14 protein-coding genes and 1 riboswitch are annotated in these 15,815 nt (G+C 62.0%); of the genes, 10 read left to right on the forward strand and 4 right to left on the reverse strand.

Features of this window, described 5'->3' with window-relative positions; translation table 11 throughout:
• Nucleotides 1-110: 110 nt before the first annotated feature.
• The 4 genes from NKJ32_RS16550 to NKJ32_RS16565 all read right to left on the reverse strand — a co-directional run bounded on the left by NKJ32_RS16550 (nt 111) and on the right by NKJ32_RS16565 (nt 3,943).
• Complete coding sequence (locus NKJ32_RS16550) at nt 111-287, reverse strand: hypothetical protein (RefSeq protein WP_352708175.1); 177 nt, start codon at nt 285-287, stop codon at nt 111-113.
• Between the two features lie 245 nt (nt 288-532).
• Nucleotides 533-967, reverse strand: a complete 435-nt coding sequence (locus NKJ32_RS16555) for a CopG family transcriptional regulator (RefSeq protein WP_352596062.1) — start codon at nt 965-967, stop codon at nt 533-535.
• 4 nt (nt 968-971) lie between these two features.
• Complete coding sequence (locus NKJ32_RS16560; RefSeq protein WP_352624550.1) at nt 972-2,969, reverse strand: conjugal transfer protein TraG; 1,998 nt, start codon at nt 2,967-2,969, stop codon at nt 972-974.
• A gap of 518 nt (nt 2,970-3,487) precedes the next feature.
• On the reverse strand, nt 3,488-3,943 hold the full coding sequence (locus NKJ32_RS16565; RefSeq protein WP_352596050.1) for a YybH family protein: 456 nt from the start codon (nt 3,941-3,943) through the stop codon (nt 3,488-3,490).
• Nucleotides 3,944-5,085: 1,142 nt separating this feature from the next.
• On the opposite strand from NKJ32_RS16565, the gene NKJ32_RS16570 reads away from it, so the two are divergent.
• From NKJ32_RS16570 to NKJ32_RS16615, 10 genes are all read left to right on the forward strand, one after another.
• Entirely contained in the window at nt 5,086-6,630 is a 1,545-nt protein-coding gene (locus NKJ32_RS16570) for a Fic family protein (protein WP_352624551.1), read from the forward strand.
• 182 nt (nt 6,631-6,812) lie between these two features.
• Nucleotides 6,813-6,929: riboswitch (TPP riboswitch) on the forward strand.
• 104 nt (nt 6,930-7,033) lie between these two features.
• Nucleotides 7,034-8,869, forward strand: coding sequence for a phosphomethylpyrimidine synthase ThiC (gene thiC / locus NKJ32_RS16575; RefSeq protein ID WP_352624553.1), 1,836 nt, complete (start codon nt 7,034-7,036; stop codon nt 8,867-8,869).
• Nucleotides 8,866-9,867 (forward strand): glycine oxidase ThiO, encoded by a 1,002-nt coding sequence (gene thiO / locus NKJ32_RS16580; protein ID WP_352643587.1) that lies wholly within the window; start codon nt 8,866-8,868, stop codon nt 9,865-9,867. Before thiC ends, thiO begins: the two co-directional genes overlap by 4 nt.
• Entirely contained in the window at nt 9,836-10,033 is a 198-nt protein-coding gene (thiS, locus tag NKJ32_RS16585) for a sulfur carrier protein ThiS (RefSeq protein ID WP_352828091.1), read from the forward strand. Before thiO ends, thiS begins: the two co-directional genes overlap by 32 nt.
• 1 nt (nt 10,034) lies before the next feature.
• Nucleotides 10,035-10,808, forward strand: a complete 774-nt coding sequence (locus NKJ32_RS16590) for a thiazole synthase (protein ID WP_352786865.1) — start codon at nt 10,035-10,037, stop codon at nt 10,806-10,808.
• Nucleotides 10,805-11,410 carry a thiamine phosphate synthase gene (locus NKJ32_RS16595; protein ID WP_352596356.1) on the forward strand — a complete coding sequence of 202 codons (606 nt, stop codon included), beginning with the start codon at nt 10,805-10,807 and terminating at the stop codon, nt 11,408-11,410. The genes NKJ32_RS16590 and NKJ32_RS16595 overlap by 4 nt, the downstream gene beginning before the upstream one ends.
• Entirely contained in the window at nt 11,401-12,174 is a 774-nt protein-coding gene (locus tag NKJ32_RS16600) for a hydroxymethylpyrimidine/phosphomethylpyrimidine kinase (RefSeq protein WP_352708191.1), read from the forward strand. Before NKJ32_RS16595 ends, NKJ32_RS16600 begins: the two co-directional genes overlap by 10 nt.
• Nucleotides 12,175-13,023: 849 nt before the next feature.
• Nucleotides 13,024-13,749, forward strand: coding sequence for a GntR family transcriptional regulator (locus tag NKJ32_RS16605; RefSeq protein WP_352622844.1), 726 nt, complete (start codon nt 13,024-13,026; stop codon nt 13,747-13,749).
• A 3-nt stretch (nt 13,750-13,752) separates the two neighbouring features.
• Nucleotides 13,753-14,811 (forward strand): ADP-ribosylglycohydrolase family protein, encoded by a 1,059-nt coding sequence (locus tag NKJ32_RS16610; protein ID WP_352786863.1) that lies wholly within the window; start codon nt 13,753-13,755, stop codon nt 14,809-14,811.
• Nucleotides 14,808-15,794, forward strand: coding sequence for a PfkB family carbohydrate kinase (locus tag NKJ32_RS16615; protein ID WP_352592648.1), 987 nt, complete (start codon nt 14,808-14,810; stop codon nt 15,792-15,794). Before NKJ32_RS16610 ends, NKJ32_RS16615 begins: the two co-directional genes overlap by 4 nt.
• Nucleotides 15,795-15,815 lie beyond the last annotated feature (21 nt).

Consider the following 15,815-nt stretch of genomic DNA (forward strand, 5'->3'; position numbering starts at 1 on the left):
CTTGCGACGGGGATTCGTTGTAAGCCGATCAGACGGCAACGCCGGCCAGATGAGCGAGAACTTACCCTCGGTGTGGGTCTCGACCAGGCTCGACGTTCGTCGGTAACTGCCTACGAGTCAAGGTCGTAGGGCTCGTGGCCCAGGTCGTTGTGATGAAGCGCCTCTGCCATACACCTGATGTCGAACGCCTGGCCGCACGCCGGGCAGAGGACGAAATACTCCTCCTCCCGAAGTGGCGATGCATCGTGGTCTTGGGGGATGACGATGTCATTGTATTCGTCGGGCATTGGGTCCTCCGGCAACGCCGCCCGCCATGCTGGAACGCCTGCCGGCAGGATTTATTTCAAAGTTACTGCGCCTAAGAAGAAGCCCTGGGCATCGATCGTGGCCCGATGTCCGGTTTCGCTGGCAATAACCTTGCCGAGGCCCGCCGCTCCGATGAAAGGTGATCTGATGGGCATCAGCTGCGCAAAATAGCTCGGAAATCGGGCACTGGGGTTGGGCTGTTGAAGCGCACTGTCTTGCCGGCAGGTCATCCAGTCGCTGGCGGCGCTGGCGGGACATCGTCGGCTATTTCTTGCCTGAGCCTTGGTCCTTTGCTGAGCCGGCGACCGAGCGCATCGACGAAATTGTCGTAGCGCTGCAAACCCTTCGCGCGGGCTTCGGCCTGAGCGGATTCCGGCAAGGCTGGGGTCGAATTGAGCCAAAACCGGACGAACAATGCGAGCGTCTCAATAGCAATTCCGACGTCGCGTTCGACACGCTGCACACGTCGATCGATCTGGTCGAGGCGTCGAGTGATCGCGGCTTGCTTTCGCTCTTCGGCATCCGGCGACAGGAACGACGCGAGCGCAGCCTCGGCAACCAGTGACAGCGAGGCCTCGCGCCGCTCCGCGTAGTCTGCCAGCGCGTTCATCACGTCAGGATCAAGATAGGCAGAGAGACGTTTTTTCTTGGCGTTCTTCATGCGCTCAAAGCTCAATGCCATCATTGGGGTCAAGGGCGGCCTGACGAGCTGCGCGTCTCATGGCTTGATCGACACTGCGGCGACGAACGGCGTCATCGTCGGGCTCGTCCCTGTCGAGGTCGAACTCATCGTCGCAGCGTGGCGTTCGTTCCGGCGCGATGTCTTCGTGTTCGGGAAGCTCGGGCTGGCGGCGAATGCCGCCATTGGCCGGATCCTCGTCCTGCTGATCCCTGGCAAGCCTCAGCTTGCGAGATTTGCCTTCCGGCTCAGCAAGAAGTGTCGTGTTGGTCCAGTCGTCAGAGCGAGCGTTCTGCGTTGTCCCTCCGGTCCTTGGTGGCGGCAAGACACGCTCGGCAAGACGCGGGTCGGCAAAGTAGCGTGCCTTCTTCGCACGGATTGGGAACTGGCCCGAGATCATAATGATCGCCTCGGTAGGCGGCAGCTGCATGATCTCGCCCGGCGTCATCAGTGCACGCGCCGTTTCCTGCCGCGACACCATCAGATGCCCGAGCCAGGGCGACAATCTGTGCCCCGCATAGTTTTTCATGGCGCGCAACTCGGTCGCGGTCCCCAGAGAGTCTGAGACGCGCTTGGCCGTCCTCTCGTCATTCGTGGCGAAGCTCACCCGCACATGACAATTGTCGAGGATGGAATTGTTCGGTCCGTAGGCCTTCTCGATCTGATTGAGCGATTGTGCAATCAGGAACGACTTGATGCCATACCCGGCCATGAAGGCCAGCGCGCTTTCGAAGAAATCGAGCCTGCCGAGCGCGGGAAACTCGTCCAGCAGCATCAAAAGACGCTGCCGGTGATCCTTCGCGTGAAGATCTTCGGCGAGCCTGCGGCCGATCTGGTTAAGCACGAGTCGCATCAGCGGCTTTGTGCGACTGATGTCCGATGGCGGCACGACCAGATAGAGCGTCGTCGGCCGTGCCTCCTCGACAAGGTCTGCGATCCGCCAGTCACAGCATGACGTCACCTTGGCCACAACTGGATCGCGGTAGAGGCCCAGAAAACTCATGGCCGTCGAGAGCACGCCGGAACGCTCGTTCTCGGACTTGTTAAGCAGTTCCCGAGCAGCCGACGCCACGACGGGATGCGGGCCTGCATCACCCAAATGCCGCGTCAGCATCATGGCGCGCAGCGTTGCCTCGATTGGCCGCTCTGGATCGGAAAGGAAGTTCGCCACGCCTGCGAGGGTCTTGTCTTTCTCCGCATAGAGCACGTGCAGTATTGCGCCGACCAGCAACGCATGGCTGGTCTTCTCCCAGTGGTTGCGGCGTTCCAATGTGCCTTCTGGGTCGACCAGGACATCCGCCACGTTCTGCACATCTCGAACTTCCCACTCGCCCCGTCGCACCTCCAGCAGAGGATTGTAGGCTGCGGATCCAGCATTGGTCGGGTCGAACAGAAGCACCTGGCCGAAACGAGCCCGCCATCCGGCCGTCAGTTCCCAGTTTTCGCCTTTGATGTCGTGGACGATTGCCGAACCCGGCCAGGTCAGTAGTGACGGTACGACCAGGCCGACGCCTTTGCCGCTTCGGGTCGGTGCGAAACATAGCACGTGTTCCGGACCGTCGTGGCGCAGATAGTGTCGGCCCAACATACCCAGGATCACCCCATCCTGACCGATCATCCCAGCGGCCTTGATTTCGTCTCGCGTCGCCCAGCGCGCCGAGCCGTAAGTCGTGGTATCCTTTGCCTCGCGCGCCCGCCACAGCGACATCCCGATCGCTGCGACGATAGCCATGAGGCTTCCGCTCGCCGCAATCGCCGCGCCCTCCAGGAAGACCTTCGGCGCGTAGGCGTCGTAGAAAAACCACCACCAGAAAAAGGCTGGCGGCGGGTAAACGGGCTGTCCAGCCAATTCGAACCACGGCGGACCGAGTTGGCTTTGAAAGCCGAGCCGCCCTGCCGTCCACTGTGTTGCTCCCCATGTTGTCGCGACGACGATCAGAAAGGCGGTGAGGATCTGGCCCCATAAAACCTTGCTTGCCGGCATCGGTCGTTTCCCAAATGGATGATCGGAACAACCGAAAAGCTCGAATTCCTAAATTCGCAAGAAAAAAGGGGCGGTCGAAGCAGCATGGCGTACCCGGACGTGGAAAGACTTGCCCGATGCGATCTCGAATGTTGAACGAGCATAGGGGGGCTGCTTTCTTCTGGAGCCGTTGAGCCGCTACTTGCCCAATGATAGTTAGTTGTCTCGGCTCAGATGGCATTCGACGAGATGGACGGGTTCTTGGAGAACCACGGATTGCGCATGACCAAATGAACAAGAGTCCTCAGCGGCGCGCCGAGCCGGAGAACACTCTAGTCCCGGCAAGTGGTGGTCAGCCGTTCTGCTGAGCTCGAATCTTACCGCCTCCCTGATCGGTAGCGCGATAGATCCAGAGCCGACTCGATGAGCAGACCCATCAAGTCTGTTCAATTTTGTTAATCAATTCAGTCACATCAACTATTGCCATGGACTTTCGTTGGAACTGTTGCAAGCCGCGCCGGCCTCACGGGTCGCGGAATCTATTCGGCCGCACCTAAGTTCCAGATGTCCCGATGCAGGCGCCATGTCCCGTCGTCCCCTTTTTTCCAAACGACAATGTACTTGCCCGCAACGGTGGAAGGGGCACCGCCTTTGCTCGGCACACTGAGCGTAAATGCGCCAACTTCGTAGGCGAGATTCCCGCTCCCTTCCACTTCCAGCGCCTTCAGGGTGAGATTCTTCATCCCGGCCTTGATTGCGCCCTGCCAGAATTCTTCCACGCCCTTGCGGTCATCGATGCGTTTGCCGTCGGGTGGCAGCAGGGCGGCATCGTCGGTATACATTTGACCTACCGCTGCTGCGTTTCCGCTGTTGAAGGCGTCCATGAATTTTACCAACGCCGCTTCGATGTCCTCACGAGCCGAGTGGGGGGCCGCAGACAATGCAGACGAAAGAAGCAGCACAGCAGCAAATGCAAATGACTGAACCAGTCTCATTTCGTCCTCCCTTGCGTGCCCGACATGCCCACCCGATGAATAGCGCCGACCCGAGGGCGCCGCGGCGTTCGATGGCCAGGCGCGGATTATATTAGACTTATCTGATATGACGGCGCAAGCGCAGCTGCGACCCTCTGAACGACCAGCGTAGCAGCTGCCGGAGAGCTTCAAAGCGGCGGCTACCGCTCACTGCCTCCTCGTCTCGACGAAAGAATTCGTTCGAATGATGCTTTTCCGCGGCTTTGCTCGCAAGTTTTCGTCAGCCAGCACAGGGCCTCCTCTTACGCTCGCTGGTCGTCAAGGCCCAGCGGCCACTAGCTGACAGTCCCCCCGCAGCCAAGCCGCTGGGCCCTCGACGTGGGGAACGAGCATTGGAGACGATGTCGCGCTTTTCGTTACAGCCCGAAGGCGGGTGACAGATGACCGCGTCAGCCTCTCCACCCCGAGCTACGATTTCACGCATTCGATCAGGCACAGCTCTCTCGGGCTAGCGCGCCAAGCATGAGTTAGCTCCCGAATGAGCAGGTGCCGCCCAGTTCAGCTTCGGCCCTTGCGCGCGCAAGGTATTGGCCGAGATCGATCGGCAGTCCGGTCGGCAAATTGGGGCAGCGATGGCGAGAATGAATGCCGGGAACTTCCCTTCGGTGCCGCTTCGTCGATCTGTTTGCCGAGAAGACGCGCGCGCTGCGTGCCGCCCCCCATACCGTAGAGAACTCATTTCAGGTCACACACACACGACGCCACCGAGATCCTGCATCACTTTTCTACTCCGACGCCGCCACGTCACCAAGATCAGTCGCGAGCGTGATCGCGGCTATCAAATCGGGATCGCGCGCCGGAGCGCTCTATGAGGCAGCCCCGAACGGCGCGCTGCTCCTCGAGCAATCCGGCTCGACGTAAGGCGGGCCATTCGTGCCGGCCTCGTGACTAACAGGCGGGCGAATGGCGGTTCCTGGACTCACCTTTTTGTCTGAAGTCGCTTCCTTGAGCCGGTGGCGGAGTTCTTGCTTGATCGACTTCAGCACCGTTTTAGAATCGGTTTTCGGAAAATTTGTCTTGTGGCATCAATTTTCATGGGATAGGATCATTTTTCATAGGTTTTGGCCGAACTAACCAAAATTCGATGAAAGGATTCGCTTTTCATGCCTGCGGTGCAAGAGCACCAATTTTCAGGTCCTGTTACCGTTTTTCAGGAAATCCGCCTTCCTGAAACGGCGACCCCGGCCGGGTACAGCGCCCTGATCGGAGCCTACAGGCTCGCCGTGCCCTTGCCCCGTAGGTTGTTCGCCACGGGCGAGCATCATCGCATTACCGAACGGGATGGCTGGCGGATCATGACCCCCCGCCATGCCCCAAATCCTACCCTCGAAGGCCACCTGACCTTTGCGCTCAAGTACGAGGGACTGGACCTTGCCGTCCTCAAGCGGCTGTTCCAAGTGACCGGTCCCGCGCCGATCGAGGCGCTGGTCCGTGAAAGCCCGACCGGCAGTTATGCCCGACGCATCTGGTTTTTATATGAATGGCTGAGGGGCGCGCGTATCGATCTGCCGGACGCGAAGGCCGGACGATACATTCCGGTTGTCGATCCCGAGCTGCAGTGGCCGGGACCCGACAAGACCGCTTCGCGCTACCGCGTAAGGGACAATCTCCCCGGCACGCGTGAGTTCTGCCCTCTGGTGTTCCGCACCAAGATTCTCGAAAAATTCATCGGCCTTGAACTACCGCGGCGCGCGGAGGCAATCGTAGCGGACGTGCCGCGCGACCTTCTTGCTCGGACCGCCGCCTTTCTTTTGCTCAAAGACTCGCGATCAAGCTATGCGATCGAGGGCGAGCACCCGCCGCAAGATCGCATCCAGCGCTGGGGCCGCGCCATCGGCGAATCCGGCCGCTGGCCGATCAATCGCGATGAGCTGCTGCGTCTGCAAAGAATTGTACTTGGCGACGCCCGTTTCGTAAGACTTGGCTTCCGAAAAGAAGGAGGTTTCGTCGGTGAGCATGACCGAGACAACGGCACGCCCTTGCCCGATCACATCAGCGCTCGGCCCGAGGACCTGCCGCGGCTAATTGATGGAATGGCGGCGTTCGATCAGGGCCCCGCGCAAAACCTTGATGCAGTCGTAGCCGCCGCAATCCTCGCCTTCGGCTTTGTCTACATTCACCCGTTCGAGGACGGAAACGGCCGCATTCACCGCTACCTAATCCACCACGTCCTTGCCATGCGCGGCTTCAATCCGCCGGGAGTTGTCTTTCCCGTCTCGGCCGCGATCCTGGACCAGATCAACGAGTACAGGGGCGTGCTCGAGAGCTATTCGCAGCGCCTTCTGCCGTTGGTGGAATGGGAACCGACGCCGCAATTCAACGTCCGGGTGCTGAATGACACCGGTGATTTCTACCGGTTCTTCGATGCAACCCCGCATGCCGAATTCCTCTATGCCTGCGTTCAGCGGACGATCGAACGGGACCTTCCCCAGGAAACCGCATTTCTGCAGCGCTACGATCAGTTCCGACAGCAGGTGGACGCCTTTATTGACATGCCCGAGCGGTTGACCGATCTGCTCTTCCGTTTTCTTCACCAGAATGATGGACATCTATCGAACCGCGCGCGCGAAAAGGAATTCGCCGCGCTGACCAGTGACGAGGCAGGAAGAATCGAGGCGATCTACGCGCAAACCTTTGGTGCCCATTGAAGGTGTGATCATCAGGATCGATTTTTAGTCCGACGGTTTGCGTTTCCCTTGTCCCTGCCTTCATCTCCGACGCTTGACTTGTCGCCGAGACATGCACGATTTTTTCCGCACGGTCTGACCGACCGCCGATCAGCCGCGGCCAGAACGCGCTTGACAAACCGGAGCCGTCCCGTCCAACCTCACGCATTCACCAGGGGAGTCCCGGCAAGGGGCTGAGATACTGTTGGCATTCGCGGCGCAGTGACCCGTTGAACCTGATCCAGTTCATACTGGCGTAGGGACGGTGCAAGCGCTTTGCGGGAGTTTACGCCCGAGGTCCTGTTTCGGCAGGTCGCTAGAAGCGTCTTTTCATCCTTCCGGCACAGAACTGGGTCTCCAATGCAACGAGCAAAGGAGCCTCAAGATGAATGCCCTCACCCCCGCCGTCTCGACGGGACCGCTGCCTGCCTCACGCAAAATCCACAAATCCGGTACCATCCACCCGCAGCTCAGGGTGCCAATGCGCGAAATCTCCGTCCATCCGACGGCCGGCGAACCGCCCGTCACCGTCTACGATCCGTCCGGCCCCTATACAGACCCGACTGTCGAAACCAGCATCGAAAATGGCCTTGCACGGCTTCGCCACGAATGGATTACGGCGCGGGGCGATGTCGAGGCCTATGACGGCCGCCATGTCCGGCCGGAGGACAACGGATTCGCCGCGGGCGAACGCCTGACGCCGGAATTTCCCATTCGCCACCGACCGCTCAGAGCCAAAGCAGGCAAGGCGGTGACCCAGCTTGCCTATGCGCGCGCCGGCATCATCACACCCGAAATGGAGTTCGCCGCCATCCGCGAGAACCTTGGTCGCGAGATCCTGCACGGCAAGCTTGAGCGCGACGGCGAGGCTTTCGGCGCGACACTGCCCGATTTCGTCACGCCTGAATTCGTCCGCCACGAGGTGGCGCGCGGACGCGCGATCATTCCCGCCAACATTAATCATCCCGAGAGCGAACCGATGATTATCGGTCGCAATTTCCTGGTCAAGATCAACGCCAATATCGGTAACTCCGCCGTCACATCGTCGATGGCTGAAGAGGTCGAAAAGATGGTCTGGGCGATCCGCTGGGGCGCCGATACGGTGATGGACCTGTCGACCGGCCGCAACATCCACAACATCCGCGACTGGATCGTCCGCAACTCGCCGGTGCCGATCGGCACGGTGCCGCTCTACCAGGCGCTCGAGAAGGTTGGCGGCATTGCCCAGGATCTGACCTGGGAGGTGTACCGCGACACGCTGATCGAACAGGCCGAACAGGGCGTTGACTATTTCACCATCCATGCCGGCGTGCGGCTGCATTACATCCCACTGACCGTTGACCGGGTCACGGGTATCGTCTCGCGCGGCGGCTCGATCATGGCAAAATGGTGCCTGCACCATCACCGGGAAAGCTTCCTCTACGAGCACTTCGCGGAGATCTGCGACATCTGCCGCGCCTATGACGTCTCCTTCTCGCTCGGCGACGGCCTTCGTCCCGGCTCGATCGCCGATGCCAACGATGCGGCGCAGTTCGCCGAGCTGGAAACGCTTGGCGAGCTGACGAAGATCGCCTGGGCGAAGGATTGCCAGGTGATGATCGAGGGGCCTGGCCACGTGCCGATGCACAAGATCAAGCAGAACATGGACAAGCAACTCGCCGTTTGCGGCGAGGCGCCGTTCTATACGCTTGGCCCGCTGACGACCGACATCGCGCCGGGCTATGACCACATCACCTCCGGCATCGGCGCGGCGATGATCGGTTGGTTCGGCACCGCCATGCTCTGCTACGTCACGCCCAAGGAGCATCTCGGCCTTCCCGATCGCAACGATGTCAAGATTGGCGTGATCACCTACAAGATCGCCGCCCATGCCGCCGACCTGGCGAAGGGTCATCCGGCGGCGAAAGTCAGGGATGATGCCCTTTCCCGCGCGCGCTTCGAGTTCCGCTGGGAGGACCAGTTCAACCTGTCGCTCGACCCCGAAACCGCACGGTCCTTCCACGACCAGACCTTGCCCAAGGAGGCGCACAAGCTGGCGCATTTCTGCTCGATGTGCGGACCGAAATTCTGCTCGATGCGAATTTCCCACGACATCCGCGCCGAAGCGCAGAAGGAGGGCATGGCGGCGATGGCGGCGAAATACCGCGAGGGCGGCGATCTCTACGTGCCGGCGGACGAGACCGGCGCACCGCTTTCGCCACAGGCGCATGAGCCATCATGAAGGTGCTGGTCAAAGGGGCCGGCGTTGCCGGCCTCACCGCGGCCTTCGAGCTCGCCGCACGCGGCGCGGCGGTTTCCGTTGCCGAGACAAGGCCTGGCCTTGGGGGCAATGCGTCGTGGTTCGCCGGTGGCATGTTGGCGCCATGGTGCGAGCGTGAAAGCGCCGAGCAGCCGGTGCTGGATCTCGGATGCGACGCCGCCGACTGGTGGGACGCCGCAACGCCCGGCTTGGTAACACGACGGGGAACGCTGGTCGTGGCCGCGCCGCGCGATGCGGGCGAGCTCGACCGGTTCGCCAGCCGCACGTCGGGCTATCGGCGCGTCGAGGAAGATGAAATTGCCTTGCTGGAGCCCGACTTAGCCGGCCGCTTCCGCCGCGGACTGCTCTTTCCCGATGAGGGCCATCTCGATCCGCGCCAGGCGATGGCAGCGCTTCATGACAAGCTCGCGGCCATGGGTGTCGAATTCCACTTCGGCGCCGACGCCCAGCATGTTTTTGGTTTCGATCGTCAGATCGATTGCACGGGAATGGCAGCCGCCGATGACAGGTTGCGCGGCGTTCGCGGCGAAATGCTCATCCTGCGCACCCCTGATACCTCGCTGTCGCGCCCGGTCAGGCTGCTGCATCCGCGCTTTCCACTCTATGCAGTGCCGCGCACCGACCACCGTTTCATGGTTGGTGCGACGATGATTGAAAGCCAGTCCGCCGGACCGGTTACGGCGCGCTCCATGTTGGAGCTGCTGGGTACCGCCTATGCCCTCCATCCGGCCTTTGGCGAGGCCGAGATCGTTGAAACCGGTGTTGGCGTCCGTCCAGCCTTTCCCGACAATTTGCCGCGCGCCGAAACGAACGGTGAGATCATCGCGATCAACGGGCTCTATCGTCACGGTTTTCTCCTGGCTCCCGCCATGGCGCGCCAGGCTGCCGACCTGGTTTTCAATCAAGACGGAACCAAGGAGCTTGCTCATGAAACTGATGGTCAACGGCAAAGTGCATGAGGTTGCCGCCACCACGCTGGCCGAGCTGCTTGCCGCGCTTGACTATGAGGGCGATTGGCTCACGACCGCCGTCAACAACGACCTCGTGCACAAAGCCAGCCGGGCGGAATTCCAATTGAACGACGGCGACCGGATCGAAATCCTCTCGCCGATGCAGGGAGGCTAACATGTTCGAACTTCTCGGGACGACGCTTCCCTCCCGCCTGCTTCTCGGCACGGCTCAATATCCTTCGCCGGCTATCCTTTCCGATGCGGTCAAGGCGTCGGGCACGTCGGTGCTGACCGTCTCCTTGCGCCGTGAAATGGCAGGCGGCAGGGCCGGCGAAAAATTCTGGTCGTTGATCCGCTCGCTCGGCGTCAGAATCCTGCCCAACACTGCTGGCTGCCACTCCGTCAAGGAAGCGGTCACGACTGCGAAAATGGCGCGCGAAGTCTTCGGTACGAGCTGGGTCAAGCTCGAAGTGATCGGCAACCACGACACCCTGCAGCCGGATGTGTTCGGTCTGGTCGAAGCCGCCCGCATCCTGTGCGAGGACGGTTTTGCTGTATTCCCCTATACTACCGACGACCTTGTCGTTGCCGAGCGGCTGCTTGCGGCGGGCTGCAAGGTCTTGATGCCGTGGTGCGCGCCGATCGGTTCCGCTCTCGGACCGATCAACATCACGGCGCTGCGCTCGATGCGCGGACATTTCCCAGGCGTTCCGCTGATCGTGGATGCGGGGCTCGGACGGCCGTCGCACGCGGCAACCGTCATGGAGCTCGGCTTTGACGCCGTACTCCTGAACACCGCGGTCGCCAAGGCGGCCGATCCGGTCGGCATGGCGCGTGCGTTCGGCAAGGCGGTCGAGGCCGGTCGTGAAGCTTTCAACTCGGGAATGCTCGAACCGCGCGACGTCGCCGTGCCGTCGACGCCGACAATTGGCAGGGCAGTTTTTTCATGAAGCTCGACCCCTTCTACCTGATCGTCGACAGCGCCGCCTGGATCGAACGGCTGGTGCCGCTTGGCGTCAAGCTGGTTCAGTTGCGCATCAAGGATAGGGACGAGGCCACGTTGCGGACGGAAATCCGCCGCGCGAACGGCGTCTGCGCGGTCCATGGTTGCCAACTGATCGTCAACGACCATTGGCGCACGGCAATCGAGGAAGGCTGCGACTTCGTCCATCTCGGCCAAGAGGATTTGGCTGCGGCCGACCTGCTGGCGATTAAGTACGCCGGATTGAAGCTCGGGCTCAGCACGCACGATCATCTCGAACTGGAAACGGCTATCGCTGCCGAGCCCGACTATATCGCGCTCGGCCCCATCTATCCCACCATCCTGAAGCAGATGAAATGGGCGCCGCAAGGGCTCGAACGGATCAGCGAGTGGAAGCGCCGGGTCGCACCGATCCCATTGGTCGCAATAGGCGGCCTCAACCCCGACCGGCTCGACGGTGTCTTCGAGGCTGGTGCGGACAGCGCGGCGGTGGTCACCGACATCACGTTGAATGCCGATCCCGAAGCGCGCACGCGAGAATGGATCGAAAAGACAAAGCCATGGCGCTGAGTCGAGAACCGCATGTGCTCGTGGTCGGCGGATCAGACTCCAGCGGTGGGGCTGGAATTGCACGCGATATCGAGACGATCGCTTCCATTGGCGTGCGCACCTGCCTGGCTGTCACAGCGCTGACGGTGCAGACGCACGAAGCCGTGATGGAAATCCATCCTTCGCAGCCCGATCTTGTGGCCGATCAGATGCGCGCCGCGCTGCAGGCCAACAAGGTGGCGGTAATTAAGATCGGCATGCTCGCAACGGCCGAGATCGTCGTTGCCGTCGCGGCTGTGCTACGCGAAAATCCGCAGGTGCCGGCAGTGCTCGATCCGGTGCTGGCCTCGAGCTCCGGCCGGGGGCTTCTGGAAGCAGGTGCCATCGCTGCCATGAGGCGCGATCTGATGCCGCTTTGCTGCCTTGTGACCCCCAATCTCCTCGAGCTGGCGGTCCTTGTTGGTGCGGAACCGCCAGCCGACGAGAGCGACGCGGTGAGACTGGGACGGAAATTGCTGGCAGCCGGCGTGCCGGGCCTGCTGATCAAAGGGGGCCATGCATCAGGACCTCGATCAACCGATATTCTGTTGCGTTCCGATCAAGAACCAATCCGCTTCGACGCACCTCGTCTTGTCGCATCAATGCGCGGGACGGGTTGCATGCTGGCTAGCGCGATTGCGGCGCATCTGGCGAAGGCGAAGCCGCTCGAAGACAGTGTGCGCGAAGGCAAGCGGCTTGTCTTGGCCATGTTTAAGAAGAATGCAGCAGACCGACGAAACTTGTAAGATTTTCCAACTCTCGAAAGACACGCCTGCCTCTCGCGGGTCCGGGCTGGTAATTTCCCCTCCTAATTCACCTCACTCGACAGGAGTAGTTTGACGCCCTCGCCAGGCGGCGACCGCGAGATCAACGATGGCGAGGCGGCCGTCGTGCGCCGTATCTAGTGCGTTGTGTGGCATCCTTTCCCCACATCCGACTGTGATCCTGGAATTCACCTGGTCGCGAGCTCCTGCTAAACGACGCCCCTCGACGGGAGCGGTCGATCCCGCGTCTCGGCTGCGGCGGCGCTAGGCTGACGCTCCTTAGGCCGTCCTGTTGAACCGGACTCGGGATCACGAACTGCCTCCGACAATGAATGAACATTGTCCGTCTTACGGCCATTTCATCGTCACCGCCGGTGTGCTCAAGCGATGCAGGCCATCCCTGTCATTCAAGGGATTATCGGCTTCGAAAAACAGTGAAGCTTCATCCGTCCTTGCATCCGCTTCGCTCAGGCTCAGCAGACGTCAGCAGGTTCTTCACCACGTTAAGAGCGAGGGCGTGTGGCTCAAGCCGGCTTGGCACGAGGGCCGGGAGGTGATCGCGGTGTTCGAGACCGAGCCGACGCGAACCCAACCACTTTATGTGGCTCGAGTGGTGTGAAGGTCGGATCAGCTTCATTCGCGACTACCGCAACGCCCGCTATGTTGCCGATGATGCGGAGCTGGCGCTGGACGCCAGGTCCCACGACGACGGAACCGGCGACTGCTCGTCGCGACGCCTAATCAAGCCCGATAGCAGCTCCATGTGGCACTCGTTGACAAGCCTGCCGTGATATGAACAGGATTATACAGGCTCACTGAACAGGTACCCATATGAAGCGACGCTCGGTTCAACTGTCTCCCGGCACGGGCAAGCCCGAACAGATCGCCACCGTTCTCGAACATGAAATCCGCTCCGGTGTTCTCGGCTTCGGCGACCGGCTGCAAAGCGAGAACGAGCTCGTCCATCGTTTCTCCGTCAGCCGCAACACCGTCCGCAAAGGCCTCGAGGAACTGTCCAGCCGCGGGCTGATCACCACCAAAGTCGGCATCGGCTCTTTCGTCACCTACGATGGCAAGCCCGTTGATGACTCCATCGGTTGGTCGCGGGCGCTCGCCAATGCCGGCGCCAATGCAGAGACGCGGACGCTGCGGCTCGAGGTGATCGAGGATCCCGATCTTGCCGCACTGCTTGGTATAGAAAACCCGTTTTTCATCGCTGTCGACCGGGTGCGCACCAATGCCAGCGACGGCCACGCCATCTCCATCGAGCGCAGCCGCCTGCCATTGTCGCCGGAACTGGAGGACGTGCCGTTACGCGGGCTGCGCGAAGGCTCGCTGCACCAGACGCTGCGCGGCGCCGGCCTCATTCCCGACCATGGCGAGGAATGGGTCGGCATCGAAATGCTCAACGCCGAGGACTCTGCAATCCTCGGTTGCCCGCAAGGCACGCCGTTCCTTCGCGGTCGCCGGTTGACCCGCGCCGCCGATGACCGGCCGATCGAATATGTGACCAGCCTGCTCAACCCGGCGCATTTTGCGCTGCATATGAGGTTCTGAGTGATGCCGGACGACAACACCGGGAATATGACTGATCGGGCCATGGGGGCGCTTGTCGGCGGGGCACTGGGGGATGCGCTGGGCATGCCGACGCAGCTTTTGTCGCCGGCCCGGATTGCCGAACTCTACGCCCATGTAGAGGGCTTCATTGCTCCTTTCGCCGACCATCCGGTGTCGAAGGGGCTTCCCGCTGGAACGATCACCGACGACACCGAACAGGCGCTTCTGCTTGGCCGTATCCTGGTCGAATCCGGTAACCGCTTCGATCATGCGCGGTGGGTCAACGCGCTGCTCGACTGGGAGCGCGACGTCAAAGCGCGCGGCAGCTACGATCTGCTGGGACCATCGACCAAACGCGCCATCGACGCCATCAACAATGGCGTGCCGGCCGAGGAAGCGGGGCGCAGCGGCGACACAAATGGTGCGGCCATGCGCATTGCGCCGGTCGGCATCATGATGCCGCCAGAGCCGCTGGACGCGCTGGTCGCCAAAGTTGCCGAGACCTGCCGGGCCACGCACAACACCTCGGTTGCCATTGCGGCCGCAGCCGCCGTTGCGGCGGCCGTCAGCTGCGGCGTCGCCGGCGGCGACTGGCGCGCCGCTTCCGACAGCGCCATCGCCGCGGCGAGGTGCGGAGCAGCGCTCGGCTATTGGGTGACCGGCGGTGACATTGCCGCCCGCATTGGGTGGGCGCAGGAGCTTGTGCGCGGCAAGGCGACGAAGGACGCGATCCGGCTGATCACCGATCTGGTCGGCACCGGCGTCGCCAGTCAGGAGTCCGTTCCGGCTGCATTCGCCGTGCTGGAAGTCGCCGGCGATGATCCCTGGCAAGCGGCGGTCATCAGTGCCAATCTCGGTGGCGACACCGATACGATCGGCGCCATCGCGACCGGCATGGCCGGCGCCTGCACCGGCTTTTCCCGACTGCCTCAGAACCGCATTGCAGACCTCAAGGGCATCGACATTGCGGCGGTTGGCGCGCTCACCGCCGACCTTGTTGCGGCCCGTGTATCCAAGCGCCGTGCCGACAGGACGGGTCCCGGCAAGGATGCGGCGATATGAGTGGGCGTGTCGTCCATGTCGGCAGCGCGGTGGTCGACTATGTCTACCGCATCGACGCCTTGCCGGCGCCGGGTACGGAGAAGACGGCGTCGAGCTACACGCAAGTCGCCGGCGGCGGCTTCAACATGATGGTCGCGGCCAGCCGCACCGGCATGAAGGTGGTGTTCGGCGGCCAGCTCGGCAGCGGACCCAACGGCGACTTCCTGCGCGCGGCCTTAGCCAGCGAGGGGATCGAGACACTGACGACGCCATCGCCCATCATGGACAGCGGCAATTGCGTCGCCATGATCAGCAGCGATGCCGAGCGCACCTTCGTCTCGTGGCCTGGTGCGGAGAGCTTGCTCAGCCTTGACATGATGGCGCCCGTCTCGGTCGCCCCGGGGGATTGGGTGTTCACCTCCGGCTATACGCTTAGCTATCCGGGAAGCCGAGACGCGCTTGTCGACTGGATCGAGGCACTTCCGGCCGACACACCGCTTGTCCTCGACCCGACACCTGTCGTCGTCGACATTCCCCGCCCTATCCTGCCTCGGATACTCGCCCGCACCACCTGGTTGAGCTGCAACAGGATGGAAGCGGCCGCGATTGCCGGTCCGGGCGACGTCGAGACACTCGCGTCACGGCTTCTTAGCGACCACTCCCCGAAGGCCGTCGGCGTCGTTATTCGCGCCGGAGCGAAAGGCTGCCACATACGGCTGGCCGATGGCTCGGCGCAAACGAGTGCCGGCTTCGAGGTCGACGCCATCGACACCAATGGCGCCGGCGACACCCATATCGGCGCTTTCGTCAGTGCGCTGGCGCGCGGCGCGCCGCCTTTTGAAGCAGCGCGCTACGCCAATGCGGCGGCGGCCATTTCCGTCACCCGCCACGGTGGTTCATCAGCGCCGACCGACCACGAGATCCAGACATTCCTAAGCCATGCCGGCGGTCCGCCGATCGGCCTCCATGGCCGGAAGCAAGAGGCCAAACGCCCGACAGCCTGACAAAGCCCGGGAAGCGGGCAA

The organism is Mesorhizobium sp. M0159 (genome assembly GCF_040322295.1).
Classification (GTDB): Bacteria; Pseudomonadota; Alphaproteobacteria; order Rhizobiales; family Rhizobiaceae; genus Mesorhizobium.

Bases quoted from the DNA above. Each gene is read 5' to 3' on its own strand.
- thiS (WP_352828091.1), top strand. From the start codon at position 9,836: ATGAAACTGATGGTCAACGGCAAAGTGCATGAGGTTGCCGCCACCACG.
- NKJ32_RS16595 (WP_352596356.1), top strand. From the start codon at position 10,805: ATGAAGCTCGACCCCTTCTACCTGATCGTCGACAGCGCCGCCTGGATC.
- NKJ32_RS16615 (WP_352592648.1), top strand. From the start codon at position 14,808: ATGAGTGGGCGTGTCGTCCATGTCGGCAGCGCGGTGGTCGACTATGTC.
- NKJ32_RS16605 (WP_352622844.1), top strand. From the start codon at position 13,024: ATGAAGCGACGCTCGGTTCAACTGTCTCCCGGCACGGGCAAGCCCGAA.
- NKJ32_RS16590 (WP_352786865.1), top strand. From the start codon at position 10,035: ATGTTCGAACTTCTCGGGACGACGCTTCCCTCCCGCCTGCTTCTCGGC.
- NKJ32_RS16610 (WP_352786863.1), top strand. From the start codon at position 13,753: ATGCCGGACGACAACACCGGGAATATGACTGATCGGGCCATGGGGGCG.
- NKJ32_RS16560 (WP_352624550.1), bottom strand. From the start codon at position 2,969: ATGCCGGCAAGCAAGGTTTTATGGGGCCAGATCCTCACCGCCTTTCTG.
- NKJ32_RS16550 (WP_352708175.1), bottom strand. From the start codon at position 287: ATGCCCGACGAATACAATGACATCGTCATCCCCCAAGACCACGATGCA.
- NKJ32_RS16555 (WP_352596062.1), bottom strand. From the start codon at position 967: ATGAAGAACGCCAAGAAAAAACGTCTCTCTGCCTATCTTGATCCTGAC.
- thiC (WP_352624553.1), top strand. From the start codon at position 7,034: ATGAATGCCCTCACCCCCGCCGTCTCGACGGGACCGCTGCCTGCCTCA.
- thiO (WP_352643587.1), top strand. From the start codon at position 8,866: ATGAAGGTGCTGGTCAAAGGGGCCGGCGTTGCCGGCCTCACCGCGGCC.
- NKJ32_RS16600 (WP_352708191.1), top strand. From the start codon at position 11,401: ATGGCGCTGAGTCGAGAACCGCATGTGCTCGTGGTCGGCGGATCAGAC.
- NKJ32_RS16570 (WP_352624551.1), top strand. From the start codon at position 5,086: ATGCCTGCGGTGCAAGAGCACCAATTTTCAGGTCCTGTTACCGTTTTT.
- NKJ32_RS16565 (WP_352596050.1), bottom strand. From the start codon at position 3,943: ATGAGACTGGTTCAGTCATTTGCATTTGCTGCTGTGCTGCTTCTTTCG.